This is a genomic window from Duganella sp. LjRoot269, from assembly GCF_964254095.1.
Taxonomy (GTDB): domain Bacteria; phylum Pseudomonadota; class Gammaproteobacteria; order Burkholderiales; family Burkholderiaceae_D; genus Rugamonas; species Rugamonas hordei.
In genome coordinates this window covers 5,711,758-5,737,847 of the sequence record NZ_CAXUSL020000001.1, presented here as the reverse complement: position 1 = coordinate 5,737,847, position 26,090 = coordinate 5,711,758, and the positions used below count along the sequence as shown (strand labels likewise).

At 64.1% G+C, this 26,090-nt stretch carries 23 protein-coding genes; 19 read left to right on the top strand and 4 right to left on the bottom strand.

Translation table 11 applies throughout. From position 1 onward, the window contains the following. Nucleotides 1-17: 17 nt before the first annotated feature. The 3 genes from ACSQ3S_RS25640 (at nt 18) to ACSQ3S_RS25630 (ending at nt 2,081) form a co-directional block, all read left to right on the top strand. Entirely contained in the window at nt 18-590 is a 573-nt protein-coding gene (locus ACSQ3S_RS25640) for a hypothetical protein (RefSeq protein ID WP_353405306.1), read from the top strand. Between the two features lie 99 nt (nt 591-689). Beyond that, nucleotides 690-1,454, top strand: a complete 765-nt coding sequence (locus ACSQ3S_RS25635) for a tetratricopeptide repeat protein (RefSeq protein WP_436144181.1) — start codon at nt 690-692, stop codon at nt 1,452-1,454. 39 nt (nt 1,455-1,493) lie between these two features. Then, on the top strand, nt 1,494-2,081 hold the full coding sequence (locus ACSQ3S_RS25630) for a hypothetical protein (RefSeq protein WP_436144180.1): 588 nt from the start codon (nt 1,494-1,496) through the stop codon (nt 2,079-2,081). A 33-nt stretch (nt 2,082-2,114) separates the two neighbouring features. On the opposite strand, the gene lexA is transcribed toward ACSQ3S_RS25630, so the two are convergent. Next, complete coding sequence (lexA, locus tag ACSQ3S_RS25625) at nt 2,115-2,753, bottom strand: transcriptional repressor LexA (RefSeq protein WP_176654458.1); 639 nt, start codon at nt 2,751-2,753, stop codon at nt 2,115-2,117. Between the two features lie 240 nt (nt 2,754-2,993). On the opposite strand from lexA, the gene rpsF reads away from it, so the two are divergent. The 8 genes from rpsF to ACSQ3S_RS25585 all read left to right on the top strand — a co-directional run bounded on the left by rpsF (nt 2,994) and on the right by ACSQ3S_RS25585 (nt 8,240). Beyond that, the gene (gene rpsF / locus ACSQ3S_RS25620) at nt 2,994-3,380 is read left to right on the top strand and encodes a 30S ribosomal protein S6 (RefSeq protein WP_028819549.1); all 387 of its coding nucleotides are present in this window, start codon (nt 2,994-2,996) and stop codon (nt 3,378-3,380) included. 30 nt (nt 3,381-3,410) lie between these two features. Next, the gene (gene priB, locus ACSQ3S_RS25615; RefSeq protein WP_176654459.1) at nt 3,411-3,716 is read left to right on the top strand and encodes a primosomal replication protein N; all 306 of its coding nucleotides are present in this window, start codon (nt 3,411-3,413) and stop codon (nt 3,714-3,716) included. Nucleotides 3,717-3,731: 15 nt separating this feature from the next. Then, entirely contained in the window at nt 3,732-4,022 is a 291-nt protein-coding gene (gene rpsR / locus ACSQ3S_RS25610) for a 30S ribosomal protein S18 (protein ID WP_008450941.1), read from the top strand. A gap of 34 nt (nt 4,023-4,056) precedes the next feature. Beyond that, nucleotides 4,057-4,509: a 50S ribosomal protein L9 gene (gene rplI / locus ACSQ3S_RS25605; RefSeq protein ID WP_090314782.1), complete on the top strand. Its 453-nt coding sequence runs from the start codon at nt 4,057-4,059 to the stop codon at nt 4,507-4,509. 121 nt (nt 4,510-4,630) lie between these two features. Beyond that, the gene (locus tag ACSQ3S_RS25600; RefSeq protein ID WP_176654460.1) at nt 4,631-6,016 is read left to right on the top strand and encodes a replicative DNA helicase; all 1,386 of its coding nucleotides are present in this window, start codon (nt 4,631-4,633) and stop codon (nt 6,014-6,016) included. Between the two features lie 57 nt (nt 6,017-6,073). Continuing rightward, entirely contained in the window at nt 6,074-6,700 is a 627-nt protein-coding gene (locus ACSQ3S_RS25595) for a DUF47 domain-containing protein (protein ID WP_008450935.1), read from the top strand. 21 nt (nt 6,701-6,721) lie between these two features. Beyond that, entirely contained in the window at nt 6,722-7,732 is a 1,011-nt protein-coding gene (locus ACSQ3S_RS25590; RefSeq protein ID WP_176654461.1) for an inorganic phosphate transporter, read from the top strand. Between the two features lie 142 nt (nt 7,733-7,874). After that, on the top strand, nt 7,875-8,240 hold the full coding sequence (locus tag ACSQ3S_RS25585) for a cytochrome-c oxidase (protein ID WP_176654462.1): 366 nt from the start codon (nt 7,875-7,877) through the stop codon (nt 8,238-8,240). Here the strand turns inward: ACSQ3S_RS25585 and ACSQ3S_RS25580 are convergent. Continuing rightward, nucleotides 8,237-8,845, bottom strand: coding sequence for a TetR/AcrR family transcriptional regulator (locus ACSQ3S_RS25580; RefSeq protein WP_436144179.1), 609 nt, complete (start codon nt 8,843-8,845; stop codon nt 8,237-8,239). The two genes, ACSQ3S_RS25585 and ACSQ3S_RS25580, sit on opposite strands and share 4 nt — an antisense overlap. Before the next feature lie 72 nt (nt 8,846-8,917). Between ACSQ3S_RS25580 and ACSQ3S_RS25575 the strand changes: the two genes are divergently transcribed. The 5 genes from ACSQ3S_RS25575 to ACSQ3S_RS25555 all read left to right on the top strand — a co-directional run bounded on the left by ACSQ3S_RS25575 (nt 8,918) and on the right by ACSQ3S_RS25555 (nt 12,440). Then, nucleotides 8,918-9,373 (top strand): nuclear transport factor 2 family protein, encoded by a 456-nt coding sequence (locus ACSQ3S_RS25575; RefSeq protein WP_436144178.1) that lies wholly within the window; start codon nt 8,918-8,920, stop codon nt 9,371-9,373. 155 nt (nt 9,374-9,528) lie between these two features. Further along, complete coding sequence (locus ACSQ3S_RS25570; protein WP_353405314.1) at nt 9,529-10,323, top strand: metallophosphoesterase; 795 nt, start codon at nt 9,529-9,531, stop codon at nt 10,321-10,323. Nucleotides 10,324-10,331: 8 nt separating this feature from the next. Beyond that, nucleotides 10,332-10,790, top strand: coding sequence for a GNAT family N-acetyltransferase (locus ACSQ3S_RS25565; protein ID WP_436144177.1), 459 nt, complete (start codon nt 10,332-10,334; stop codon nt 10,788-10,790). After that, nucleotides 10,787-11,734: an alpha/beta hydrolase fold domain-containing protein gene (locus tag ACSQ3S_RS25560; RefSeq protein WP_436144176.1), complete on the top strand. Its 948-nt coding sequence runs from the start codon at nt 10,787-10,789 to the stop codon at nt 11,732-11,734. Before ACSQ3S_RS25565 ends, ACSQ3S_RS25560 begins: the two co-directional genes overlap by 4 nt. 124 nt (nt 11,735-11,858) lie before the next feature. Beyond that, entirely contained in the window at nt 11,859-12,440 is a 582-nt protein-coding gene (locus ACSQ3S_RS25555) for a hypothetical protein (protein WP_413446274.1), read from the top strand. Here the strand turns inward: ACSQ3S_RS25555 and ACSQ3S_RS25550 are convergent. Beyond that, nucleotides 12,323-14,674, bottom strand: coding sequence for an ATPase, T2SS/T4P/T4SS family (locus ACSQ3S_RS25550; protein WP_436145077.1), 2,352 nt, complete (start codon nt 14,672-14,674; stop codon nt 12,323-12,325). The genes ACSQ3S_RS25555 and ACSQ3S_RS25550 overlap by 118 nt on opposite strands. Nucleotides 14,675-14,685: 11 nt before the next feature. Next, nucleotides 14,686-15,585 carry an MBL fold metallo-hydrolase gene (locus tag ACSQ3S_RS25545; protein ID WP_436144175.1) on the bottom strand — a complete coding sequence of 300 codons (900 nt, stop codon included), beginning with the start codon at nt 15,583-15,585 and terminating at the stop codon, nt 14,686-14,688. A 254-nt stretch (nt 15,586-15,839) separates the two neighbouring features. Between ACSQ3S_RS25545 and ACSQ3S_RS25540 the strand changes: the two genes are divergently transcribed. The 3 genes from ACSQ3S_RS25540 to ACSQ3S_RS25530 all read left to right on the top strand — a co-directional run bounded on the left by ACSQ3S_RS25540 (nt 15,840) and on the right by ACSQ3S_RS25530 (nt 25,959). Next, nucleotides 15,840-17,468 carry an HD-GYP domain-containing protein gene (locus tag ACSQ3S_RS25540; protein WP_436144174.1) on the top strand — a complete coding sequence of 543 codons (1,629 nt, stop codon included), beginning with the start codon at nt 15,840-15,842 and terminating at the stop codon, nt 17,466-17,468. Nucleotides 17,469-17,484: 16 nt separating this feature from the next. Further along, on the top strand, nt 17,485-19,764 hold the full coding sequence (locus tag ACSQ3S_RS25535; protein ID WP_436144173.1) for a CHASE2 domain-containing protein: 2,280 nt from the start codon (nt 17,485-17,487) through the stop codon (nt 19,762-19,764). A 249-nt stretch (nt 19,765-20,013) separates the two neighbouring features. Continuing rightward, nucleotides 20,014-25,959: a beta strand repeat-containing protein gene (locus ACSQ3S_RS25530; RefSeq protein ID WP_436144172.1), complete on the top strand. Its 5,946-nt coding sequence runs from the start codon at nt 20,014-20,016 to the stop codon at nt 25,957-25,959. Nucleotides 25,960-26,090 lie beyond the last annotated feature (131 nt).

Genomic DNA, 26,090 nt, shown 5'->3' with positions numbered 1-26,090 from the left:
AGCCAAGGGGCGGAACAATGAAAACTGCTTTGGTGTTTGCGTTAACGCTGGCCGCGGCCGGCGCAGTCCAGGCCGAAGACCTGCAGAGTGACCAGCACAGGGCCCGCCAGTCCGACATCGACTACTACACCCAGCGCTACGACGGCGCCGATGTCGCGCTGGCCAGGTTCAACTGCGTCAAGCCCGACATTCCCACCCGCTCCGAAACCAAGCAGGACATCAAGGCCGTCGGCGCCGGCATCGACGCCTGGATGGCTTGCTACAACGGTTTCGTCAAAAAACTGCACGACGTGCTTCCTGTCGGCAAAGCCATTCCGGACGACCTGGTCGACCTGATGACGGACGACGAGTTGAAGCAGGCACTGTCCCGGCTGGATCACGCCTACGCCGCCGTCTACGCCGAAGGCAAGCAGCGCGCCGACCAGATCATGGCCGCCCGCGAAGCCTGGCAAACCAAGACCAACGAATTCGTCGCCACCGAGAACGCCCGCACGCAGCAGGTCGCCCTGGTGCAGCAGACCGAGGCCCGCAATGGCGCCTCCACCGCGCGCGCGTCGGGTCCGGTACCCACGCTGGCGGTCAAGCACTGAATTGTTTTGCCAAATCCTTAAGTTTGCTTATACACTTGGTTTTTCAGACTATAACTAAAAAGGTGTGACATGAAAGCTTCGTCGATAATCGGGTTGTGCATGGTATTGGTCAGCGGCAGCGTGCTGGCGGATGAACTGGCCGATGCCGACAAGTTGATGGCCGCCAAGGACTACACCCGCGCGCTGCCGATCTACGCCAAGCTGGCCTCCGGCGGCAACGCCGTCGCGCAATTCCACCTGGGCGAACTGTACTGGTACGGCGAAGGCACGGCGGTGGATATGGCCAAGGGCGACGAGCTGTTCAAGAAGGCCGCCGACGCGGGCGTGGCCGACGCCAAGGCGGCCTTGCAGATGACGCCGCAGCGCCAGGCCAAGCTGAGCCAGATCGACTACTACGCCAACAAGTACGACGGCTCGGATATTACGCTGAGCAAGTTCAACTGCGTCAAGCCGGACATTCCAGCGATGTCCACCAATGTCAGGGACATCAAGGCGGTCGGCGTCAACGTCGACGCCTGGCTGGCCTGCTACAACGGTTTCGTCAAGAACCTGAACAGCCTGCTGCCAGCCGGCAAGGCAATCCCGGCCGACCTGCCCAACCTGATGACGGATGCCGAATTTGCCCAGTCCATCGCGCGCATGGACCAGGCCTACGCGGCCGCCGGCGCCGATGCGAAGAAGCAGGCCGACAGCGTGAACCTGGCGCAGGCAGCCTGGGAAGCCAAGACCACCGAGTACGTCAAGACCGCCAGCGCCCGCAGCCAGAACGCGCTGACCCAGCGCCAGGCCGAAACCGACCAGCAGCAGAACTGGGACCAGAACATGCGGGTCGGCAGTTCTATCATGGGCAAGAGCACCAAATAACTACGATGTGATAACCGGGAGTAAGCGATGAGAGTTGCAATGATTGCTGGTCTGATGATGGTGATGGGCACGCAGGCTTGGGCTGCGGGGACGACCGATGTGGACCAGATCGTCGCCAAGCGCCGCGCGCACCAGGCGGACATCGACTATTACACCAGCCGCTACGACGGTGCCGACCTGGCCGCCAAGGCCAACTGCGCCGAGCCGGTGATGCCGTCCCATTCCGCTTCCCGCGACGGCGTCAAGCAGGTGCGTAACAATATCGCTGAATGGAGTGAGTGCTACAACCAGTTCATCGGCAGCTATAACGCCTTGCTGCCGGCCGGCAAAGCCATTCCGGCCGACGTGGCGGCGGTGATGACCGATGCCGAGCGCAAGGTCGCGGCCACGCGCATGGATATGGCCTATACCGAGATCGCCATGGAGATGCAGCGCAAGGCGCAGGCGCTGGACGTCAAGGCGGAGTTGTGGGCGCAGGCCACCTCGGAATTCTTGAAGGACCCGAGCTACGTCAAGCACTTCAAACAGAACTACTATTCGGTCAACAACAGCGACAACGGCATGGCTTCCTATGTTGTCGGCAGCGCCATGCCTGGCCAGCGTCCGACCGCGGACAACCGCCGCTAAGACCATAGCGGCGTCCGGGCAGCTGGCGCGAACTTAGTGCCAGCTGCGCATCAGGCCGACCGCCAGGCCTTCCAGCGCGAACTCGTCCGCTTCCGGATCGACCTTGATGATCTTGAAGTCCGGATTCTCCGGCAACAATTCCACCGTGGATCCCGTCTTCCGGTAGCGCTTGACCGTGACGTCGTTGCCGATGCGGGCCACGACGATCTGGCCGTTCTTGGCGCTGTCCACCTTCTTCACCGCAAGTAAATCGCCATCCATGATGCCGGCGTCGCGCATCGATTCGCCGCGCACCTTGAGCAGGTAGTCCGGCTTGGACGAGAACATCGCCGGATCGACGCTGTAGCTGGTTTCCAGGTTTTCCTGCGCCAGGATGGGCGAGCCGGCGGCCACGCGGCCGATCAGCGGCAGCGACATCATCAGCGACGGCGGCACCTTCGGCATCGCCGGCTCGGCATGCACGCCCAGCAGGCGGATACCGCGCGAGGTGCCGGCGGCGATCTCGATCGCGCCCTTGCGCGCCAGCGCCTGCAGGTGCTCCTCGGCCGCGTTGGCGGATTTGAAGCCCAGTTCATTGGCGATCTCGGCACGGGTCGGCGGGAAGCCGGTGTTTTCGATGGCATCCTTGATCAGATTGAGAATTTGTTCCTGTCGTGCGGTGAGCTTGATCATAGAGTCCGTTGGGCCTGTGTATATAGACAGTCTGTATTTTTGTACAGTGTGAGAGGAAATGCAAGAGGATTTGTTGCTTTGCGCGAAATAAATTCATGCGGCCTCATAGGGCAGGGAATTTCGGCGGCGGGCCAGGGCTGGTTTTTTGGCCCAAAAGCTGATATAGTCGCGGGCTTACCTCTTCCCACACCTGTCTTGACGCCAGGGTGGGCTATATTCACAGTCCTTAAGGGAGTTTGCATGCGTCACTATGAAATAGTATTTATCGTCCACCCGGACCAGAGCGAGCAAGTGCCCGCCATGATCGAGCGTTACAAAACCACCGTAACGACCCGCGGCGGCGCCGTGCACCGTGTTGAAGATTGGGGCCGTCGTCAGATGGCTTACTCGATCCAGAAACTGGCTAAAGCACACTACATCTGCCTGAACATCGAATGCGACAACGAGACCCTGGTCGAGCTGGAAACCGCCTTCAAATTCAATGATGCCGTGCTGCGTCACCTGACCGTCAAGATGAAGAAAGCGGAAACCGCTCCTTCGCCGATGATGAAGTCGGTACAACGTGAAGATGCAGCGAAATCGCATCGCACCGAAGCTCCAGCAGCCGCTGCTGCTCCTGCGGCCTAATTGTTTCAGAACCGGGCTGAATCAGCTCCAGTGAATGTAAGCCAATTCATCGCGTTGATCGCCGAACGGGACGCCTTGCGCTATACCCCGGCCGGCATGCCGATCGTGAACGCTGTCCTGCAGCACCGGTCGCAGCAGATGGAGGCGGGCATCGCCCGATTGAGCGAGTTTGAAATTTCCGCGGTTGCCGCGGGCGAGATTTCAGGCCGCTTCAGTCAGGCGCCACTGGCAGGCATGTATCAGTTCACCGGTTTTCTGAACAAGAAGAATCGCAATAGCAAAAGCCTGGTGTTTCACATCATTGATTTTAGTGCTGTCCCAGACAGCTCAATTTAAATACAGGAGCCTAAAATGGCATTCGGTAAAAAGTTCGACAAAAACAAGCTCAAGCTGAAAGAAAAGCGCAAGCAACAAAACCCATTGTTCAAACGTAAGAAGTTCTGCCGCTTCACCGCAGCAAACGTTGAACAAGTTGACTACAAAGACGTCGACACCCTGAAGGACTTCGTCCAGGAAAACGGCAAAATCATGCCAGCACGTCTGACCGGTACCAAGGCGCACTACCAGCGTCAAGTTGACACCGCAATCAAGCGCGCCCGCTACCTCGCGCTGCTGCCTTACACCGATCTGCACCACGCTTAATTGCGTAGTCTAGATAAGATCCTGGAGAAGAACTATGCAAATCATTCTGTTAGAAAAAGTCGTCAACCTGGGCAACCTGGGTGAAGTCGTTAAAGTTAAAGACGGTTACGCACGTAACTTCCTGATTCCGCAAAAAATGGCTCGCCGCGCTACCGCGTCAGCCGTTGCTGAATTCGAAGTCAAGCGCGCTGAACTGGAAAAAGCTGCTGCCGCCAAACTGGCCGCCGCGCAAGCCCAAGGCGAGAAACTGAACGGCATGACCGTGAACGTTTCGCAAAAAGCTGGTGTTGACGGCCGTCTGTTCGGCTCCGTCACCAACTTCGACATCGCTGAAGCGCTGACCAAAGCTGGTTTCGCCGTTGAAAAAGCTGCCGTGCGCATGCCTACCGGTCCTCTGAAGACCGTGGGCGAGCACCCGGTGAGCGTTGCTCTGCACACCGACGTGGTGGTGGAAGTGACCGTTGCTGTCGTAGGCGAAGCTGCCTAAGATTTGAGCGGGCGGCAACGCCTGCCAAGCTTGCAACATCGAGAAAAAAGCCGGGCTAGCCCGGCTTTTTTCTCGTCATAATTTTGTAGTATGGCACAAACAAGCAGGTATAATTCGCGCCATGAACGCCCCTTCCGATCCGCAAGTAGATTCACTCCGCGTCCCGCCGCATTCCATCGAAGCAGAACAGTCCGTCATCGGCGGCCTGCTGCGCGACAATGCCGCGTTCGACCGCATCGCGGACATGATGCATCCGGAAGATTTCTACCGCTACGACCACCGCATCATCTTCGAGCAGATCGTCAAGATGATCAACGGTTCCAAGCCGGCCGACGTGATCACCGTATTTGAAACCCTGACCCAGCTGGGCAAGGCCGAGGACGTCGGCGGCCTGGCCTACCTGAACGCGATGGCGCAAAACACGCCGTCGGCCGCCAACATCCGCCGCTACGCCGAGATCGTGCGCGACCGCTCCATCCTGCGCCAGCTGATCACCGTGGCCGACGAGATTTCCGGCCAAGCGTTCAGCCCGCAGGGCAAGGAAGTCAAGCAGATGCTCGACGAGGCCGAATCGAAGATCTTCGCCATCGCCGAGCAGGGCGCCCGCGGCGCCGCCGGCTGGACCGCCGTGCAGCCGCTGCTGACCCAGGTGGTCGAGCGCATCGACGAGCTGTACTCGCGTGAAAACCAGTCCGAGATCACCGGCGTGCCGACCGGCTTCATCGACCTCGACCGCATGACCTCCGGCCTGCAGCCGGGCGACCTGGTCATCGTGGCCGGCCGTCCGTCGATGGGCAAGACCGCATTCTCCGTCAACATCGGCGAAAACGTCGCCATCGAGGCCGGCCTGCCGGTGGCGATCTTCTCGATGGAGATGGGCGGCGCCCAGCTGGCGATGCGTATGCTGGGCTCGGTCGGCCAGCTCGACCAGCACCGCCTGCGCACCGGCCGCCTGAACGACGAGGACTGGCCGCGCCTGACGCACGCCATCCAGAAGATGAACGACGCCCAGTTGTTCATCGACGAGACCCCGGCGCTGAACCCGATCGAGATGCGCGCCCGCGCGCGCCGCCTGTCGCGCCAGTGCGGCAAGCTGGGCCTGATCATCGTCGACTACCTGCAGCTGATGACCGGCTCGACCCAGGGCGACAACCGCGCCTCCGAAATCTCGGAGATCTCGCGCTCGCTCAAGGGCCTGGCCAAGGAGCTGCAGTGCCCGGTGATCGCGCTGTCGCAGCTGAACCGCTCGCTGGAGCAACGCCCCAACAAACGTCCCGTCATGTCCGACTTGCGCGAATCCGGCGCTATCGAGCAGGACGCGGACGTCATCATCTTCTTGTATCGCGACGAGGTCTACAATCCGGACTCGCCCGATAAAGGAACGGCCGAAATCATTATCGGTAAGCAGCGTAACGGCCCGATCGGCGCGGTGCGTCTGACCTGGATCGGCCAGTACACCAAGTTTGGTAACTACGTCGGTAATCTGGCGCTGTACCAAGGCGACTAATCTTTACGCCGGCCCACCAGGCCGGCGCCCGCAGCAAATTAATAAACGGAGAAAGACATGTTTGGACGCTTGATGCCCACCGAGGGCAAATTTTTTGACCTGTTCAACCAACACGCCGACCTGTGCGTCAAAGGTGCAAAAGAGATGCTGGGCCTGATGTCCAATTTCGACGACCTGGAAAACCGCGTGCACGCGATCGAGTCGATCGAAAAGCAAGCCGACAAGATCACCTACGCCACCGTCGACCTGCTGCACAAGACCTTCATCACGCCGATCGACCGCGACGACATCCACAAGCTGATCACCCGCATGGACGACATCCTCGACCTGCTGGAAGACGCCGGCCAGACCGTCTCGCTGTACGACCTGCATTCGGTCACGCCGGAAGCCAAGCGCCTGGCCGAGCTGGTGCTGGCCTGCGCCGAGAAGGTACGCGACGCCGTGGCGCTGCTGCACAACATGGACAACTCGCGCCAGATCGTCGCCATCTGCGAAGAGATCGACCGCCTGGAGTCGGACGCCGACCACGTGATGCGCGCCGCCATGTCCAAGCTGTTCCGCGACGAACCGGACGTGCGCAACCTGATCAAGATGAAGGCCATCTACGAAATCCTGGAAACCGTGACCGACCGTTGCGAAGATGTGGCCAACATCATCGAAGGCATCATCGTCGAAAACGCATAATTACAAAGAACTGTCCAAAACATGCATACCCTACAAATCAGCATCTACGTGCTGGGCCTGTTGATTGCCCTGGCGCTGGTGTTTGACTTCATGAACGGCTTCCACGACGCCGCCAACGCGATCGCGACCGTGGTCTCGACCGGCGTGCTCAAGCCGCAGACCGCCGTGGCCATGGCCGCCGTGTTCAACTTCACCGCGATCTTCGTGGTCGGCCTGCACGTCGCCTCGACGGTGGGCAAGGGCACCATCGACCCGGGCATCGTCGACCAGTACGTGATCTTCGGCGCGCTGGTCGGCGCCATCGCGTGGAACCTGTTCACCTGGTACTACGGCATTCCGTCGTCGTCGTCGCACGCGCTGATCGGCGGCCTGGTGGGCGCGGCGGTGGCCAAGTCCGGCACCAGCGCGCTGGTCGGCGGCGGCCTGCTGAAGACGGTGCAATGGATCATCCTGTCGCCGCTGATGGGCTTTGTGTTCGGCTCCATCATCATGCTGATCGTGTCGTGGATCTTCGTGCGCTCGACGCCGCGCCGCGTCGACAAATGGTTCCGCCGGCTGCAGCTGGTGTCGGCCGCGTCGTACAGCCTCGGCCACGGCGGCAACGACGCCCAGAAAACCATCGGCATCATCTGGATGCTGCTGATCGCGGTGGGCCAGGTGCCGGCCGGCGAAGCGGCGCCGCCGCTGTGGGTGGTGGTGTCGTGCTACACGGCGATCTCGTTCGGCACGCTGTTCGGCGGCTGGCGCATCGTCAAGACCATGGGCCAGAAGATCACCAAGCTCAAACCGGTGGGCGGCTTCTGCGCCGAGACCGGCGGCGCGCTGACCCTGCTGATCGCCTCGCACTTCGGCGTCCCGGTCTCGACCACGCACACCATCACCGGCGCCATCGTCGGCGTCGGCTCGTCGCAGAAGATGTCGGCGGTGCGCTGGGGCGTGGCGGGCAACATCGTCTGGGCCTGGGTGTTCACGATTCCGGCCTCGGCCTTCGTGGCCGCGCTGGCCTGGTGGGTCGGTCACCACATCATGTAAAACAAGGGGAGCCTCGGCTCCCTTTTTTTCGCCGTTGTAAAAAAACCAGCTCATGCGACTTGCTTATTGCCTTGACAACTCCTTCGTGTCAGCATGATGGCGCCCGGCGCCGCCGGCCTATCATGCGAATGAGGAGAATTTCATGGGTAATCGCTTTCTGCGTATCGCCGTTGTGTATTTCCTCGCCGGCATCGCGCTCGGCATCGTCATGGCGGCGTCGCAGGACTTCGTCATGCGCCCGGTCCATGCGCACGTCAACCTGCTCGGCTGGGTCAGCCTGGCGCTGTTCGGGCTGTTTTATCGCAGCGTGCCGGCGGCTGCCGCTACCCGGCTGGCCAAGGCGCATTTCTGGCTCTACAACGTTGCGCTGCCGGTCCAGATGATTTCGCTGGCGCTGTTCCTGAACGGCAGCACGGCGGTCGCTCCCTTGCTGGGCCTGGCGTCGGTGACGCTGGCGACTGGCGTGATCTGTTTTGCCGTCAACCTGTGGCGTTACACGCAAGACTAGCTGCGCATCGTCTCGCCGGGCCGGTCGAGCCCCAGCATCCTGGCCGCCATCGCGCGCGCCAGCACGGACGGCGGCGGAACCTCGACCGGCAGGTCGGTGAATGCCTCGTCGATCGCCAGGTTCGCCAGCCCGTGTGCCAGGCTCCATCCGGTCAGCGCCAGTTCCGGGCCGCGCGCCGCATCGAAGGCGGTGGCCGCCGAGACCAGCACATTGAACGCCGCCTCGGCGGCCTGCTTCAACTCCGGATGGCGGGACTTTTGCGCCAGCATGGGACCGAACATCAGGCGGAACTGCGCCGGCCGCGCGCGGGCGAATTCGACATACACCTCGCAGATGTCCATCAGCCGCTCGCCCTGGCTGCGCGCGCTTGCGTCATTCGCCGCCGCCATCGCCGCCGCCAGCGCGGCAAAGGCGCGCGCCGCCACCGCGGCCAGCAATTGCTCCCTGCCGGCAAAGTGATGATAGGGCGCGGCGTGCGACACCCCCGCGGCCTTGGCGACCTCGCGCAAGGTCAGCGCCTGCGCGCCGTCCTGCGCCAGCAGCGCGTCGGCGGCGTCGAGCAGGCTGTCGCGCAGATTGCCGTGGTGATAGGGTTTAGTGGTCATAAAGTCATCTTGACAGGGGAAAGATATAATCGCACTATACATATCTTTCCACTGTAAAGATTGGAGGCGATTATGTACCACTTTATTGTCGGCCGCAAGCTGCGGCGCGCTTTTGGATACATTAACGCGGGAGCGTACGAGCGGGTGTTGCCGCAATTCGCGGCGTCGCACCGCCATGTGATGTACGGTGTCCATCCGCTGGCCGGCGAGCGCCGCACGGCGGCGTCGACGGCGCAGTGGTATGCGCGTCTGGCGCGGCTGCTGCCTGGATTGCGCTTCGACATCGCCGCCATCGCCGTCGCCGGCTGGCCGTGGCGCACCATCGCCACGGTGACCTGGAAGGACCGTTTCACGCTGCCGGACGGCACTACCGGCTCCAACCAGGGCGTGCATGAATTCGAATTGCGCTGGGGCCGCGTGCACAGGATGGTGATCCATTGCGACACCGCGAAGCTGGAGGACTACTGCCGCCGCATGGCCGCGGCCGGCATGGCCGAAGCGGCCGCCGCGCCGATCGCCGATGCCTGAAACATTGGCGGGCGTTGGCTGGGCCTGTCGATGCTTGTCGGCCTGCCGCGTCCCAAATACGCTATCATTCCGCCTCTTTCCAGTTTTGTCCGGTTGCCATGAAAGTTCCCCGCAATAAGCGTTATTCCCGGCGCCAGCACCAGCTTGAAGCGCTGTTGAATATCGCCCTGCTGGGCGGCCTGGTCAGTGCTCTGAGCTACCGTTGCGGCCTGCACGGCCGCCTGGGGGTGACGCGCCACGCGCTGGCGCTGCCGGACCAATTGCGCCTGCCCCAGCCGCTGAAGATCGCCTTTGCTTCCGACTTCCACGCCGGTGCGCCCACCCACCCGGCCATCTTCGCGGATTTATTCGCCAGCATCGCCGCCGAAGAGCCGGACCTGCTGCTGCTGGGCGGCGATTATGTCTCCGGCCCGGCCGGCAACGCCGCAGTGTTGTGCCCGGCGCTGGCGGCCTGCCGTCCGCCGCTGGGCAAGTTTGCCGTGCTCGGCAATCATGATTTGTCGACCGACGATGGCGAGATCGCGCGCCTGTTCGAGGCCGTGGACGTGCAGATGCTGGTCAACCGCGCGGTCGCGCTGCCTGCGCCGTTCGGCAATGTCTCGGTCTGCGGCATGGACGATCCCTGGACCGGCGAGCCGGACGGCGCCGCCACCTTTGCCGGCGCCGGCGCGGTGCGCCTGCTGCTGATGCACGCGCCGGACGGCTTGCTGATGCTGGACGGCGAACGCTACGACATCGGCTTTGCCGGCCACACCCACGGCGGCCAGATCGCGCTGCGCGACGGCACGCCGCTGGTGATGCCGACCGGCCCGCTGTCGCGTCCCTATCACTACGGCCGCTTTCCCGTGCGCGGCAACGGCGAGCTGATCGTCAGCCGCGGCGTCGGCTGCAGCGGCGTGCCTGTGCGCATCAACGCCGATCCGGAACTGGTGATCTGTACTGTGCAATAATTTGCGCTATGCAGACGACCATACATATTTCCAGGGAAGACGCCGGGGCGGCCGATGCGGTGGCGCTGATGGCGGAGCTGTCGACAGCGCTGGCGGCGATCACCGGCGACAGCGGCAACGCCTCGTTCGACGCGGACGATGCGCGCGGCCCGACGGCCTGTTTCGCGGTGGCCCGCGATGCGGCCGGCGCGGCGCTGGGCTGCGGCGCCTTCCGGCCGTTGCAACCCGGCGTGGCCGAGCTCAAGCGCATGTATGCGCGCCACGGCACCGGCGGCGTCGGCAGTGCCGTGCTGGGTTTCCTCGAGGATCAGGCGGTCGCGCTGGGCTATCAGGCGCTGTGGCTGGAGACGCGGCTGGTCAATCGCCGCGCCGTGGATTTTTACGAAAAGCACGGCTATCGCCGGATTGCCAACTACGGCAAATACATCGGCAACCCACTGGCCGTTTGTTTTGAAAAACAATTATGACTAAACGCCGCGTGTTCATTGGCATGTTGATGCTGTCGCTGGCCGCGCAGGCGGCGGGACCTGTACGCGACCGTCTGGCCGAGCGTCGTGCCGCCGCCCAGGAGGCGCGCGGCGACATGGACGAAGAGGAGGGCGCCGCCGCGCCGTTCACGCTGCCGGATGGCGTACGCCTCCTGGCCGACCAGTCTTACGGCGCCGGCCGGCTCCAGCGCTACGACGTCTACCTGCCGCCCAGGGCCGACCACGCGCCGGTGATCTTCATGGTGCACGGCGGCGCCTGGCGCACCGGCGACAAGGCCAACGCGCAGGTGGTGCGGAACAAGGTGTCGCGCTGGACCGCGCGTGGCATCATCGTGGTGTCCGTCAATTACCGGCTGCTGCCGGAAGCCAGCGTCGCCGTGCAGGCGGAAGATGTCGCCGGCGCGCTGGCGGCGGTACAGGCCGGGGCCGCAGGTTGGGGCGGCGACCGCAATAAATTCGTGTTGATGGGGCACTCGGCCGGCGCGCATCTGGTGGCGCTGCTGGCTGCCTCGCCGTCCGCGGCGATCTCGCGCGGCGCCGCGCCCTGGCTGGGCACGGTGTCGCTGGACAGCGCCGCGATGGACGTGCCTGGATTGATGCAGCAGCGGCATTTTCCGCTGTACGACCAGGCCTTCGGCAAAGATCCCACCTACTGGGCGGGCGTTTCGCCGCTGGCGCAATTGAAGCCCGGCGGTGCGCCGTTGCTGGCGGTATGCTCGTCGCGCCGGCGGGACGCCTGTCCGCAATCGCAGGGCTTTGCCTCCGGCGCCGGCAAGCTGGGCATCCGCGCCCGGGTGCTGCCGCAGGACAAGAGTCATCGTGAAATCAACGAAGCGCTGGGCCAGCCCGGTCCCTATACGGACGCCGTGGAAAGTTTCCTGTCCAGTCTGGATCCGGCGCTGGCGTCCCGGCTGGGCAGGTAGCACAGGTCGGCCCCGCGCACGATAGCTGTCAGCGTGGTCTTACACGGCCGCGCTCCGGGCGCCGCTTCCGTGTGGGCGGGTTGAAGGTCACAATATTGCCTGTCATTTAAAAGGCATTGCGACCATGAGAATCATCGATCAGCGTTACCTCGCCAGCGACAACCGCTATTCCACCCAACCCTGCCTGCTCGGCATCCTCGAACTGGACCGCGACACCCCGACGCCCGCCGCCATGGCCGCGCTGGAACGGCGTTTGCAGGCCGTCCTGCCGGGCCTGCGCCGCCAGCGTCCGCTGATCGGCAAGCGCGCGGACGACGTGCCGCAACTGGTGCAACTGGTGCAGCAGGTGGCGATGGAATTGCGCCGGCTGGCGTTCAATGAAGTGACGCTGGGCTTTGTCGGCGTGGTGCCGCACATGCGCAACCGTTACCGCCTGGTGCTGCCGTATTCGTCCAAGGCCGCCGCCGCGCCCGCGCTGGCGATGGCCACCCGGCTGGTCGACGCCTTGCTGGCCGGCCGCTCGTTCAACCTCAAGGCCGGCCTGACCCGCCTGCGCGTGCTGGCCGACCGCCGCGCCAGGCCGCGCGGCTACTTGATGCAGACCGCCCGCACCATCTTGATGTCGGTGATCCCCAGCAGCACCTTCTCGATGCCGTCCATCTTCAGCGTCAGCATGCCGTCTTCCAGCGCGGCGGCCAGCAGCTGAGCGACGCGCGCGTGCTCCTGCAGCAGCTTCTTGACCTTGTCCGATCCCGTCATCAGCTCGTGCAGGCCGACGCGCCCCTTGTAGCCCTTGTTGCATTCGTCGCAGCCGACCGCGCGGTACAGCGTGAACTTGCCGTCCTTGGCATAGCGCTCGCGCCAACCGGCCAGCACGGCCGCGCGGCCGGCGGCGGCGTCCTTGATGAAACTCTCGGTGTTGAGCAATTCCTCGCAGTATTCCGTCAGCAATGACTGCAGCTCGGCGTCGCCGGGCGTGAACGCCTGCTTGCATTTGCCGCACAGGCGCTTGGCCAGCCGCTGCGCCAGGATGCCCAGCAGCGCGTCGGCGAAATTGAACGGGTCCATGCCCATGTCCAGCAGCCGCACGATCGATTCCGGCGCGCTGTTGGTGTGCAAGGTGGCGAACACCAGGTGGCCCGTCAGCGACGCCTCGATGCCCATGCCGACGGTTTCCTTGTCGCGCATCTCGCCGACCATGATGATGTCCGGATCGGCGCGCAGGAAGGCCCGCATCACGGTGGCGAAATCCAGCCCGGCCTTGCGGTTGACCTGCACCTGGCGCAAGCCTTTCTGCGTGATCTCGACCGGATCCTCGGCGGTCCAGATCTTGGTGTCCGGCGTGTTCAGGTAGTTGAGCACCGAGTGCAGCGTGGTGGTCTTGCCGGAACCGGTCGGGCCGCAGACGAAGAACAGGCCGTACGGCTTCTCGATGGTGGCGCGCAGCCGCTCCAGGTTGAACGGCAGCACGCCGAGCTTGTCCAGCGGAATCGGTTCGCCGGCCGCCAGGATCCGCATGACGATGTCCTCGACCCCGCCGGCCGACGGTATCGTCGCCACCCGCAGCTCGATGTCGAGCGGGCCGTATTTCTTGAACTTGATCTTGCCGTCCTGCGGCTTGCGGCGCTCGGAGATGTCGAGGTCGCACATGATCTTCACCCGCGCCGCCAGCGCGCTGCGGTAGGCGGCGGGAATCTCGATGTAGGGCACCAGCGTGCCGTCCTTGCGGAAGCGGATGCCGGTCTTGCCCTTGCCCGGCAGCGGTTCGATGTGGATGTCCGACACCCCCTGGCGGTAGGCGTCGATGATGATCTTGTTGAGCAGCTTGACCAGCTCGTTCTCGACCGCCTCCGACACCTCGCCGGAGCCTTCGCCTTCCTCGTCGTCGGCGTCCATGCCCGACAGCAAGTCGCCGACGCTGCCGCTGTCGCCGGCCGCGCCGAAGAAATGCTCGACCATCTGGCGGAACTCGCGGTTGCTGGTGACGCGGAACACCGGCTTGGCTTTGGGGAAGATCTGGTTGACGATGTGCGTGTGCGCCACCCGTTCCGGATCGAGCGCCACCACCAGCATGCCTTCCTTGTTTTCCTCCAGCGGCATCCAGCCAGATTCCTCGATGTACTGGCGCTTCAGGTTCCTCAGCAGGTCCACCGGTTTGATGCGGTCCGGTTTGACGTGCTCGTACGGCACGCCGAAGAATTTTTCCAGCGATGCGCCGATGGCCGCCGGCTTGACCTCGAATTCGTCGATCAGCACGTCCTCGATGTCGATATCCTTCTTGCGGGCCGAGCGGGTCGCCAGTTCCAGCTCCTGCGCCGACAGCACCGCCTCGGTCACCAGCCCGTCATATTTGGTGCGTACCATCTGCGGGGGCTTCATGCGTTGGCTGAAGGCCACCGACAGCGTCTCGCACAGCTCCTTGACGCCGTCCTCGGCGATGGCGGAGAAAGGCCCGCGTTCGCGGTTGTTGATGAACTGGACCACGCCCAGCAGCTCGCGCGACTGCACCGAGATCAGCGGCGCCACCAGCATCTGCCGGGTACGGTAGCCGGTGCGCTGGTCGACGCCCTGCTGGAAACGCAGCTCCGGCGAGTGGCGCGCCAGCTCGGCCTGGTCGTAGACGTCGGCGATGTTGACGGTCTTGCGCGTCAGCGCCACGTAGCCGGCGATGCTGGCCGGCGTGACCGCCAGCTTGAGGTCGCGGAAGGAAGTCAGGCCGGTCTTGACCTTGGAGACGATGTAATCCTTTTCGTGATCCATCGCGTACAAGGTGAAGCGGTCGCAGTTGAACAGGTCGCAGAACTCCATGCCCAGGTCGAGCATGATCTCGTCCAGGTTGCTGGTGGCGTGGATCTTGGTGGTGACCGTCTGCAGCTTCTGGAAAAACGCCAGCCGCAGGTCGACATCACTGGGGTGAAGACTGGAGCCGGCGTCGTTCATCATTGCTTTCGCTAGGTCAGTTGGACTTCCATGCCTTCATAAGCGAGGAAGACTTTCAAGTTGCCCAGCAGCGGCGCGTGGCGTGCCATGACTTCGGCGAACACGGCTTCGAGTTCGTCGTCGCTGCGGGTCGGTTCATGATGAGTGCAGTATAGCGCCTTGGCGCCGGTGCGCAGCGCCATGGAGAACGCCGAATCGAAGGTGCCGTGGCCCCAGCCCTGCTTGGCCGGGTATTCCTCGCGGGTATAGGAGCAGTCGACGATCAGCGCGTCGACGCCCTGGACCACGGCGTCGATGGCGGCAGTGCGCTCCTCCATCCATTGCTGGTAGGCGGCGTGCTCGGGATGGCCGGCGGGATGGATGTTGTAGTGCGGTTCATGGTCGCCGGTGAAGAACACCGACTTGCCGTTGCACTGGATGCGGTAGCCCAGGTCCGTCACCGGATGGTTCATCACCACGTTCTGCACGGTGGCGTCGCCGACCTCGATGGTCTCGTCCACCAGCAGGGTGCGGTATTCGATGGTGGCGTCCATCTGCGTTTCGCTGACCGGAAAGTAGCTGTTCTGCAATTGCACGCCCATCACGTGCTCGATGCCGTTGCCGGTCACCGGGTCGGTCACGCCGTGCAGGCGCACGCGGCTGCCGCGCACGAACAGCGGCGTGAAGAAGGGCAGGCCATGGATGTGGTCCCAGTGGCTGTGGGTGATGAAGATGTTGGCGTGGATGCCGCCTTCTTTTTTGTTTTGCAGCAGGGATTGGGCCAGCGAAAAGATGCCGGTGCCGCCGTCGATGATGATCAGGGTGTCGTCGTCGCTGCGCACTTCGATGCAGGTGGTGTTGCCGCCATAGCGCGCCGTGCGCGGGCCGGGGGAGGGAATCGAGCCGCGCACTCCCCAAAATGTGAATTTCATACAGAGTCCCTGTTTTTTTGCTGGCGATCGCCTGTTGTTACTTGTTGTTTTTGCTTTTGTTTTTTTGTGTGTTGCTATCGGTCGATGATAGCTTTTTTTTTCCGCAACAGGGAAAAACCCGACACAGTCGCGCTAATTTTATGACTGGGATCATTTCCTGATGTACAACAGCTTGCGCTAGAGCTACACTTCTAAACTGCGTCCGCGCGTGCGCGCCGCAGTCTCCATCCCAAACAGGTATTAAAAGAACAACCATGCAAGAGTTGAATCAAACGCAAATCGCACAGCGCCTGGACCAGCTGACAGAGCTCAGCGTTGAACTGGGCAGCAGTCACGATACGGATACGCTGCTGGAGCGCATCCTCGTCGTTGCGAAAAGCATGACCAACGCCGACGGCGGTACCCTGTACCGTCCCAGCGAGGACAAGCGTTTTCTCGATTTCACGATACTGCTCAACGACACGCTCAACACCCGCCAGGGCGGCGCCACCGGCGACCCGATCACGGCGCCCGGCGTGCCGCTGTTCGACGAGAGCGGCGACAAGAACCTGGCCTCGGTGGCCGCCTATGCCGCCCACTTCGGCCTGTCCGTCAACATCGAGGACGTCTACAAGGCGGACGTGTTCAACTTTTCCGGCATGGTCAAGTTCGACCAGCTGCGCAACTACCATTCGCAATCGTTCCTGACGGTGCCGATGAGCGACCACGAAGGCGAGCTGGTCGGCGTGCTGCAGCTGATCAACGCCAAGGACGCCGACACCGGCGAGATCCGCGCCTTCAGCCAGACCGACCAGCGTTTCATCGAGGCGCTGGCGGCGCAGGCCGCCGTCGCGCTGACGCACCAGCGCCTGATCGCCCAGCTGGAAGAGCTGCTCGAATCGCTGGTCAACCTGATCAACATCGGCATCGATGAAAAGTCGCCGTACACGGGCCGCCACTGCCAGTTCGTGCCGGAGCTGACGATGATGCTGGCCGAGGCCGTGCACAACACCGAAACCGGTCCGATGGCCGATTTCCGCATGAACGACGCCGACCGCAAGGAACTGTGGCTGGCCGGCCTGCTGCACGACTGCGGCAAGATCACCACGCCGGTGCACGTGGTCGACAAGGCCACCAAGCTGGAAACCATCTTCGACCGCATCGCCGTGGTCGACACCCGTTTCGAAGTGCTGCTGCGCGACGCCGAGATCGCCGCGCTCAAGCGCAAGCTCGAGGCCGGCGCCGACCAGGCCGCCATCGCCGCCATCGATGCGGAACTGGCCGAACAGCAGGCCGCGCTGCGCGCCGAGCGCGATTTCATCCGCGTCGCCAACGTCGGCGGCGAGGGCATGAAGCCGGAAGACCAGGACCGCGTGCGCGAGATCGGCAAGCGCAGCTGGGTCGGCCCGGACGGCGCCGAGCAGGCGTTCTTCAGCGACAACGAGCTGATGAACCTGACCATCAAGTTCGGCACCCTGACCGATTCCGAGCGCAAGGAAATCAACAACCACATTTCGATGACGATCAAGATGCTGGAGGCGCTGCCGTGGCCCAAGCACCTGAAGAACGTGCCGGAATACGCCGGCGGCCACCACGAGCGGATGGACGGCAAGGGCTATCCGCGCGGGCTGACCAAGGACCAGATGTCGGTGCAGGCGCGGCTGATGGCGATCGCCGACATCTTCGAGGCGCTGACCGCCAAGGACCGGCCTTACAAGAAGGGCAAGATGCTGTCGGAATCGCTGCGCATCCTGGGCAACTTCTCGCTCAACGGCCACATCGACCCGGACCTGTTCGACATCTTCATCCGCAACAAGATCTACATGGAATTCGCCCACAAGAACATGGACGAAAAGCAGATCGACGCCATCGACGAATCCAAGATCCCAGGCTACACGCCCTAACCAGTAAGGAGCGCGTGTGCGCCTGCTTCCCGCCAAGTGGTCCAAGATCCTGCTGAAGTACGGCCCCCGCTGGCTGCTGGGCCTGCTGATCACGGCCGCCGGCGTGGCTTACACGGCCGGCGTGTTCGAACTGGACGCGGTGTCCCGCTTCGACAGCCTGCTGAACGGTGAGCGCATGAAGCTGCAGCCGCCCAAGCTGGACCCGCGCATCGTCGTCGTCGACATCGACGGCAAGTCGCTGACCGAGGTCGGGCGCTTCCCGTGGAGCCGTAATATCCAGGCCAGACTGGTCTCGCAACTGACTCAGCACTACCATGTCGGCGCGGTGGGTTTCGATATCTCGTTCCCCGAGCCGGACACCAGTTCCGGCTATGGCGTGCTGGAAAAACTGTCCGACGGCGAGCTGAAGGACGTTCCCGCGCTGAAGCAGCGCCTGACGGCATTGAAGCCGTCCATGGATTACGACGGCCTGTTTGCCGGCGCGCTGCGCGGGCAGCCGGTCATCCTCGGCTTTAACTTGTCGGTCGACCAGATCAAGGGCCAGTTGCCCGCCCCGATCATCACGGAGCAGGATCTGAACGGGCGCGAGCTGCTGGCCTATTCCGCGCCCGGCTACGAAGCCAACATCGGCGTGCTGCAAAGCGCGGCTGCCGGCGCCGGCAGCTTCTCGGTGGTGACCGACCTGGACGGCATCGTCCGCACCGCCGGCATGATCCAGCAAATCGGTGACAACTACTATCCTGCGCTGTCGCTGGCCACCGCCGCCAGATACCTGGGCGCGGTGGCGATCAAGCCCTATCTGAGCGAACGCGTGGACCAGTTGTCAGCCAACCAGCTGGCCAGCGGCGGCTTCGATTCGGTCACCATCCTGATGCCGGAAAAGCGCCAGCGCGTGATACCGGTAGGCGAGGCCATGACCACCGTGGTGCAGTACCGCGGCAAGGGCGGCCCGCGGGGCGGCGCCTTCCGCTACGTGTCGGCGGCCGACGTGCTGGCCGGCCGCACGCCGCCGGAGATATTGAAGGGCGCCATCGTGCTGGTCGGCACCACGGCGCCGGGCCTGGTCGACTTGCGGGCGACCCCGGTCAACCCCGAATATCCGGGAGTGGAAATCCACGCCAACATCATCAAGTCCATTCTCGACAACAGCTTCAAGTCGCGCCCCGACTGGGCCAGCGCCATCGAAGGCATCGAGATCCTGGCGCTGGGCCTGGCGCTGAGCTTTGCGCTGGCGGCGCTGGCGCCGCTGCCGTCGATCCTGGCGGGTTTGCTGACTTTGGGCGCGGCGGTCGGCGCCAACTATTATCTGTACAGTGAGCAAAACCTGCTGTTCAACTTCGGCATGCTGAGCATCGTCATCGTCGCCGTGTTCGTGCTCAACGTCGCCTGGGGCTACTTCTTCGAGGTGCGCAAGGGGCAGGCGCTGGTGTCGCGTTTCGGCGAGTACGTGGCGCCCGAACTCGTGGCCGAGATGGCCGACGATCCGGAAAAGTACAATATGGACGGCGAAAGCCGCGAGCTGACCGTGCTGTTCGTCGACGTGCGCGGCTTCACCACCATCTCCGAGGGCCTGACGCCGAAGCAGCTGCGCGAGTACATCAACCTGTACCTGACGGCCATGTCCGAAGACATCCGCGACAGCCACCGCGGCACGCTCGACAAGTACATCGGCGACGCCGTCATGGCGTTCTGGGGCGCGCCGGTGGCCTTTGCCGACCACGCCAGCCGCGCCGTCGCCACCTCGCTGCTGATGCAGGCCAGCGCGCACCGCCTCAACGACGACTTCATCGCGCGCGGCTGGCCGCCGCTGAAAATCGGCATCGGCCTGAACTCCGGCCTGATGCACGTGGGCGACATGGGCTCGAAAATCCGCCGCGCCTACACCGTCATGGGCGACGCCGTGAATCTCGGCTCGCGCCTCGAGGGCATCACCAAGGTCTATGGCGTGGGCATCACCGTCGGCGAGGCCACCCGCGCAGCCGCGCCGGAATTCGCCTACCGCGAGCTGGACCTGGTGCGCGTCAAGGGCAAGAACGAACCGGTGGCGATCTTCGAGCCGCTGGCGCTCGACAAGGACCTGGACCCGGCCAGCCGCCACGAACTGGAGCGCTGGGCCCTGGCGCTGGCCGCCGTGCGCGCCCAGCAATGGGATCAGGCCATGGAGATCATTGTCGAGTTGCAGGCAATCTCGCCCGACCGCGGCTTGTATGTGCTGTATACCGAGCGCATCGCCTATTATCGAGCTCATCCGCCGGGAGAGGGCTGGGATGGCGTCACGACTTTCGAAACAAAATAGTGTGCTGATGGCAACAATTATGCCAGTGTAATAGTGCTATCAAGTCAGTAATTTCGGAAAAAAGTGCCCGAAAACGCTAAAAAAGAGTGGCGGATTGAGCAATTCCGACTACACTTATAGAAATAATAGTTTCCTATTGGCTATACTCTGCACTTCTCTGTAGTCCTGCAATAACAATAACCAACAGACTTGCCTGGCGTGCATGAGCACTCGCGTGGGCAAAATCCCCACCGGATAGAGGATGTCGTTATGAAAGTTGAAACCCTTTCCCAGACCCGCCGCGCCGCCTCCGCGCCGCTGCGCCGCAAATTGATCGCCGTGCTGGTGGCCGCCTGCTACACGGCGGCCGAGGCCAGCCCGGTCAGCCCGACCGTGGTGGCGGGGCAGGCCAGCTTCAACCTCCAGGGCAAGACTTACTCAATCACCAACACGCCCAACACCATCATCAACTGGCAGAGCTTCTCGGTGGCGTCGGACGAAATCACCCGCTTCATCCAGCAAAGCGCCGACAGCAAGGTGCTGAACCGGATCACCGGCCAGGACCCGACGCAGATCCTCGGCTCGCTGCAGTCGAACGGCAAGGTATTCCTGATTAATCCGAACGGCGTGATGTTCGGCGCCGGCTCGCGCGTCGACGTCAACGGCCTGGTGGCGTCCAGCCTGGCGATCTCGAACGCCGACTTCCTGTCCGGCAAGAACAACTTCACCGACGTCGCCAACGCGGGCAAGGTCAGCAACGCCGGCACCATCACCACGCCGGCCGGCGGCCAGATCTTCCTGGTCGCGCCGGCGGTGGAAAACAGCGGCATCATTTCGTCGGCCAACGGCGACGTCGTGCTGGCGGCCGGCCACAGCGTGCAGCTGTTCGACTCGAAGGATCCGAACGTGCAGGTGGTGGTGTCGTCGCCGTCGGACCAGGCGGTCAACCTGGGCCAGATCGTGGCGCAGGGCGGCCGGGTCGGCGTGTACGGCGCGCTGGTGAGCCAGCGCGGCGCCATCAACGCCAACAGCGCGGTGCGCGGCGAGAACGGCCGGATCGTGTTGAAATCGAGCGGCACCACGATGGTCGAAGCGGGCAGCACGACCACGGCGGTGGGCAGCAACCTGAACACCGGCGGCGACATCCAGCTGCTGGGCGACAAGGTCGGCTTGACCGGCAACGCGGTGGTCGACGCCAGTGGCGCGGCCGGCGGCGGCACGGTGCTGGTCGGCGGCGACTACCAGGGCAAGAACGCGGCCGTGAAGAACGCGCAGCAAAGCTACGTCGGCAAGGATGCCGTCATCAAGGCCGATGCCACGGGGCTTGGCGACGGCGGCAAGATCATCGTCTGGAGCGATGAGGCGACCCGCGTCTACGGCAGCATTTACGCGCGCGGCGGTGCCAATGGCGGCAATGGTGGCTTTGTCGAAACGTCCGGGCACTATCTGGACATGCAGGGCGCGGTCGATACCCGTGCGCCGCAAGGCAGCACCGGCAAGCTGCTGCTCGATCCGAGCAATGTTTATATCGCCAATTCCGTTAGTACCGCCACGGCGGCTGGCATGGAGGGCAATAACGAAGTGCCGTCGACGGGCAGCACCGTGTTCCTCGAAACGGGTTATTGGGTCGATTCGCTGCTGACCACCGCCAACCTGCAGAACGCACTAGCTACCACCGACGTGACGGTAAGTACCGTCAACAACATCACCCGTGGCGGCGTCGGTTTCATCAAAGTCCTCAGCCCGGTCAGCTGGAGTTCCTCGCACAGCCTGACGCTGGAAGCGACCACCGACATCAATCTGAATGCCGCCATCAATGCGCCCAATGCGGCGCTGAACCTGCATGCCAACGGCGGTCTGATCACGCAAGTCACCAGCCCGATCGACGGGCTGACGGCCAGCAGCATCAACGCCATCGCGGCCAGCAGCATCTCGCTGGACAACACCGGCAACAGCGTCAGCGGCCAGATTGCGTTGCAGACCACCAGCGGCAACGCTACCGTCACCGCGCAAAGCCTGAGCCTGGGCGCCGTCAATGTGGGCGGCGCGCTGGTCGCCAGCGGCGTCAACAGCCTGACCACCAACAGCGCCATCACCGCCGGCGGGGATATCACGCTGACGGCCGACCAGATGACGCTCGGCGCCGCCGTGAACGGCAGCACCGGTCATACGGTCACGCTGCAGCCATACTCCAACAGTACCAATGTGGCGCTGGGCGGCAGCGCGGCCGACGCCACCGGCACGCTGGGCTTGAGTCAGGCTGAATTGCAGAATATTGGCGTCGGCGGCGGTACGCTGGCGATCGGCGCCTTCGATAGCGCCCACACGGGCAATGTCGCCGTCACCGGCAACCTCGATCTGACCAGTACGCTGGCCAGCGGCACGCTGCTGCTGGAGGCGCAGAGCGGCTCGATCGCGATCAGCCAGCCGCTGACCCTGGCCGGCGGCCTGACGCTGCAAACAACCAACAACATCAGCGCGCCGGCCAGCGTTTCGGTCGGCGGCACCTTCACGCTGGCCGACGGCTCGTGGGCGCAACTCGGCACACTGCCTGCTTTCAGCGCCCACGATTTCAGGATCGGCAGCGGCACTTTCCTGCGCGCGTCCGGCGGCGACGGCAGCTTGACGGCGCCCTATCTGCTGGAGGATGCCTATGGCCTGCAGGGCGTGGGCAGCTTGCTGATGTTGGCCTCGTACAAGCTCAATACCAATATCGACGCCAGCGGCACCGCCAACTGGAATGGTGGCCAGGGCTTCAAACCGATCGGCGGTCTCGACTACGCCTACACCGGCACCTTCGACGGCAACAACCTGGCCATCAACGGCCTGCATATCAATCGCGGCGCCAGCGATAACATCGGGCTGTTCTCGTATCTCGGCACCGGCACCATCAAGAACCTGTCGCTCAATAGCGGGATCGTGACCGGCCGCAACAATGTCGGTGGCGTGTACGGCAGCTCTCAGACCGGCGGCCTGGTGCAGAACGTGCACAGCGACGTCGACGTGACCGGCGTCTTCAACGTCGGCGGCATGGCGGGCACCAACTACGCGAGCATCAGCGATTCCAGCGCCAGCGGCACCGTCAATGGCATTGCCGGCGGTGATGCCTCCAATATCGGCGGCCTGGTCGGGCGCAACCTGGGCAGCATCAGCTATTCGTCGGCCAGCGGCGACGTCAACGCCACCGGTTTCGGCTATGCGGGCGGTTTAGTCGGCAGCAACGCCGCCGACGGCAGCCATACGGGCAGCATCGACCACGCCTTTGCAACCGGCGATGTGTACAGCACAGGCGAAATCATCGGCGGCCTCGTGGGCGACAACAACGGCGGCGGCATCAGTGTGGCGTATTCGACCGGCGCCGTGAACGGCGGCCGCAATGTCGGCGGCTTCGCCGGCCGCAACACGAACAACGGCACCATCACCAATGTCTACACGTCCAGCAATGTCAGCGGCAATACGCTGGATTCCAGTTACTCCCACGCCAATATGGGCGGGCTGCTTGGCGATCTGAACAGCGGTACCGTCAGTAACAGCTTTAGCAACGGCAGCGTCACCGGCACCGCCTTCAGCGGCGCCAATGTCTACGGCATGGTCGGTTCACATGAGAGCGGCAACCTGGTGCATGGCTACTTCGATTCGACGAAGGCCGGTACCGCCAGCGACATCGCCGGCACTGCGCTGACCACGGCGCAAACCATGAAGGCGGCCAGTTTCGCCGGTTTCGACGTCAGCGGACAGGGACATGACCAGAGCAGCAGCGTATGGCGTATCTACGATGGCCTTACCGTGCCGATGCTGCGCGATTACTTGACGCCGACCACGGTCGCCGTCACCGGCGGCACCAGCGTCACCAAGGTGTATGACGGCACCGGCGCCGCCTTCGGCGGTGCGCTGGTGAACTCGCTGCCGGCCGGCGTTGACGGCAGCCTGGCCTTCGACGGGCCGTTCAATGTGGGCGACCATAGCGTCGGCGGCCTGTATTCCAGCAAGTACGACATCAGCTACACCGGCAGCAGCGCGCTGCTGCACGTCACGCCGGCGCCGCTGAGCCTGTCGCTGCTGAGCCGGGAATACAACGGCACCACCGCCGGCACCGTGACCGGCGCCACGCTGGTCGGCGTGGTGCACGTTGGCGACGACTACGACAATGTCTCGCTGGTGGCGGGTAACGCCACCGCGACCTACGCCGACAAGAACGTCGGCGTCGGCAAGACGGTGACGCTGGGTGGCACAGGCTTGGCGCTGTCGGGTGCGGACGCCGGCAACTACACGGTGCCGGTCAGCGCCACCGGCACCATCACGGCGCGACCGCTGTCGACGTTCAATGCCGTCGGCGGTGGCTTGTGGAGCGCGGCCGGCAACTGGGTCGACGGCATCGCGCCGGACGGCGCCAACGTGCTGGCGGCCGCCATCCAGAGCGGTAGCGGCACCATCACCTACGACGCCAGCGCCGGCAACACCACGCTGGCCAACTTCAGCGTCGGGAGCGGCCGCAACCTGGAGTTGACCGGCGGCGCGCTGACCGTCACCGGCACCGGCGGAAAATCCTATGCGAGCGGCGCGACGCTGACGCTGAACGGCGGCAGCCTGGTGCTCAATGGCTCGCTGGACGGGACCTACCTGACGCTGACCAGCGGCACCATCAGCGGCACCAGCAGCAGCGCCAACCTGTACGTCAACAACCTGACGCAGACCGGCGGCAGCATCGACATGAGCGGCTCGCTCAATGTCATCAACGGCAACAGCATCGCCATCGGCAGCGTGCGCGCGCAAAGCGGCATCACGCTGAACGCGGGCGAGGGCGGAACGATCACGCAGACCGGCCCGCTGGTCACCGACAGCCTGCATGCGATGGCCACCAACGGCATCACGCTGACCAACACCGGCAACCATGTCGGCGCCTTCACGGCGACCAACTACAGCGGCGACATCCGGCTCAACAACACCGTCAGCAGCGGCGAGCTGGCGCTGGGTCCGTTGAGCACCACCGGCAACATCATTATTGACAACCACGGCGGCATCCACACCACGGGCACGATCCATGCCATCCACAGCGGCGCCAACACCGGGCTGGTGTCGATCGCCGCGCACAGCCCGATCACGGTCAACGACACCATCGACGGCAGCGACATCGGCCTGTCGGCCAGCACCAGTATCACGCTCGCGCCAGGCACCTCGCTGCAATCGACCAACACCATCGGCCTGACCGCCGGCACCGGCATCGCGATGGACAGCAGCTCGGTGGTGAACTCGGGCAGCTCCATCGCGCTGACGGCCGGTACCGGCATTGTGCTGGGCGGCAGCCTGAGCGTGGCATCGGGCGGCAGCATCAGCGCCACCGCCGCGTCGGGCAGTATCACCGCCAGCAGCGGCACCTCGATCAACAGCAGCGGCGGCACGATCATACTGGCGGCCCCGCAAGGGTCGGTGACCACGCCTAACGTCACCTTCACCGGCGTCCAGCCGACCGTGACCGACGGCGCCGCAGCGGCGGCTGCTGCCGCCCAAGCCGCCGCCGCAGCGGCTGCGGCGCAGGCCGCCGCCGATGCTGCCGCCAAGGCAGCAGCCGATGCGGCCGCCAAGGCGGCCGCCGACGCCGCCGCAGCGGCAGCAGCCCAGGCCGCAGCAGACGCAGCGGCCAAGGCTGCCGCTGACGCAGCCGCGAAAGCTGCCGCCGATGCCGCCGCCAAGGCCGCCGCCGATGCGGCCGCCGCGCAGGCCGCCGCCGACGCCGCCAAGGCCGCTGCCGATGCGGCCGCGAAAGCCGCCGCCGACGCCGCGGCAAAAGCTGCAGCCGACGCCGCGGCAAAAGCTGCCGCCGATGCGGCCGCCCAGGCCGCCGCCGACGCCGCCGCCAAGGCCGCTTCCGATGCCGCCGCGAAAGCTGCCGCCGACGCCGCAGCGAAAGCCGCAGCCGATGCGGCCGCCGCCGCCGCAGCAGCGGGCAGCGGCACGCCGACGCCGGTGGGACAGGCGCTGAACTCGACGGTCAACATCATCAACACGGTGACCACTACGGTCCAGGCCAATAAGAACACGCCGGCCACCGTCCCCACCGCGCCCGACACCACGGTGGCGAGCACCGGTAGCGGTAGTGGAGGCAACAGCAAGCCGGACGACAAGGTGCCGGACTCCAAGGCGACCGACAAGAAGGATGACAGCGGCACCACCGCGGTCGCGAAGAACGAGCCGACCAAGAAAATGTATTGCAACTAGCTGGCGCTGGTCTCGGGCCCGCCACACCGGCGGGCCTGTTTGTGACCTGAAATGCAACACTCCAGGTAACGATGTGAAAATCGAACCTTTCAATTGGGCATTACCTGATATGGCTATGCTAGCATCTGGGG

What these genes read in the sequence shown, in the direction of transcription:
- ACSQ3S_RS25640 (WP_353405306.1), top strand. Translation starts at nt 18, where the DNA reads ATGAAAACTGCTTTGGTGTTTGCGTTAACGCTGGCCGCGGCCGGCGCA.
- ACSQ3S_RS25530 (WP_436144172.1), top strand. Translation starts at nt 20,014, where the DNA reads ATGAAAGTTGAAACCCTTTCCCAGACCCGCCGCGCCGCCTCCGCGCCG.
- ACSQ3S_RS25580 (WP_436144179.1), bottom strand. Translation starts at nt 8,845, where the DNA reads ATGACCACTAAACCCTATCACCACGGCAATCTGCGCGACAGCCTGCTC.
- ACSQ3S_RS25540 (WP_436144174.1), top strand. Translation starts at nt 15,840, where the DNA reads ATGCAAGAGTTGAATCAAACGCAAATCGCACAGCGCCTGGACCAGCTG.
- rpsF (WP_028819549.1), top strand. Translation starts at nt 2,994, where the DNA reads ATGCGTCACTATGAAATAGTATTTATCGTCCACCCGGACCAGAGCGAG.
- ACSQ3S_RS25555 (WP_413446274.1), top strand. Translation starts at nt 11,859, where the DNA reads ATGAGAATCATCGATCAGCGTTACCTCGCCAGCGACAACCGCTATTCC.
- ACSQ3S_RS25585 (WP_176654462.1), top strand. Translation starts at nt 7,875, where the DNA reads ATGGGTAATCGCTTTCTGCGTATCGCCGTTGTGTATTTCCTCGCCGGC.
- ACSQ3S_RS25575 (WP_436144178.1), top strand. Translation starts at nt 8,918, where the DNA reads ATGTACCACTTTATTGTCGGCCGCAAGCTGCGGCGCGCTTTTGGATAC.
- lexA (WP_176654458.1), bottom strand. Translation starts at nt 2,753, where the DNA reads ATGATCAAGCTCACCGCACGACAGGAACAAATTCTCAATCTGATCAAG.
- rplI (WP_090314782.1), top strand. Translation starts at nt 4,057, where the DNA reads ATGCAAATCATTCTGTTAGAAAAAGTCGTCAACCTGGGCAACCTGGGT.
- ACSQ3S_RS25595 (WP_008450935.1), top strand. Translation starts at nt 6,074, where the DNA reads ATGTTTGGACGCTTGATGCCCACCGAGGGCAAATTTTTTGACCTGTTC.
- ACSQ3S_RS25545 (WP_436144175.1), bottom strand. Translation starts at nt 15,585, where the DNA reads ATGAAATTCACATTTTGGGGAGTGCGCGGCTCGATTCCCTCCCCCGGC.
- ACSQ3S_RS25635 (WP_436144181.1), top strand. Translation starts at nt 690, where the DNA reads ATGGTATTGGTCAGCGGCAGCGTGCTGGCGGATGAACTGGCCGATGCC.
- ACSQ3S_RS25630 (WP_436144180.1), top strand. Translation starts at nt 1,494, where the DNA reads ATGATTGCTGGTCTGATGATGGTGATGGGCACGCAGGCTTGGGCTGCG.
- ACSQ3S_RS25565 (WP_436144177.1), top strand. Translation starts at nt 10,332, where the DNA reads ATGCAGACGACCATACATATTTCCAGGGAAGACGCCGGGGCGGCCGAT.
- ACSQ3S_RS25560 (WP_436144176.1), top strand. Translation starts at nt 10,787, where the DNA reads ATGACTAAACGCCGCGTGTTCATTGGCATGTTGATGCTGTCGCTGGCC.
- ACSQ3S_RS25550 (WP_436145077.1), bottom strand. Translation starts at nt 14,674, where the DNA reads ATGAACGACGCCGGCTCCAGTCTTCACCCCAGTGATGTCGACCTGCGG.
- ACSQ3S_RS25590 (WP_176654461.1), top strand. Translation starts at nt 6,722, where the DNA reads ATGCATACCCTACAAATCAGCATCTACGTGCTGGGCCTGTTGATTGCC.
- ACSQ3S_RS25600 (WP_176654460.1), top strand. Translation starts at nt 4,631, where the DNA reads ATGAACGCCCCTTCCGATCCGCAAGTAGATTCACTCCGCGTCCCGCCG.
- rpsR (WP_008450941.1), top strand. Translation starts at nt 3,732, where the DNA reads ATGGCATTCGGTAAAAAGTTCGACAAAAACAAGCTCAAGCTGAAAGAA.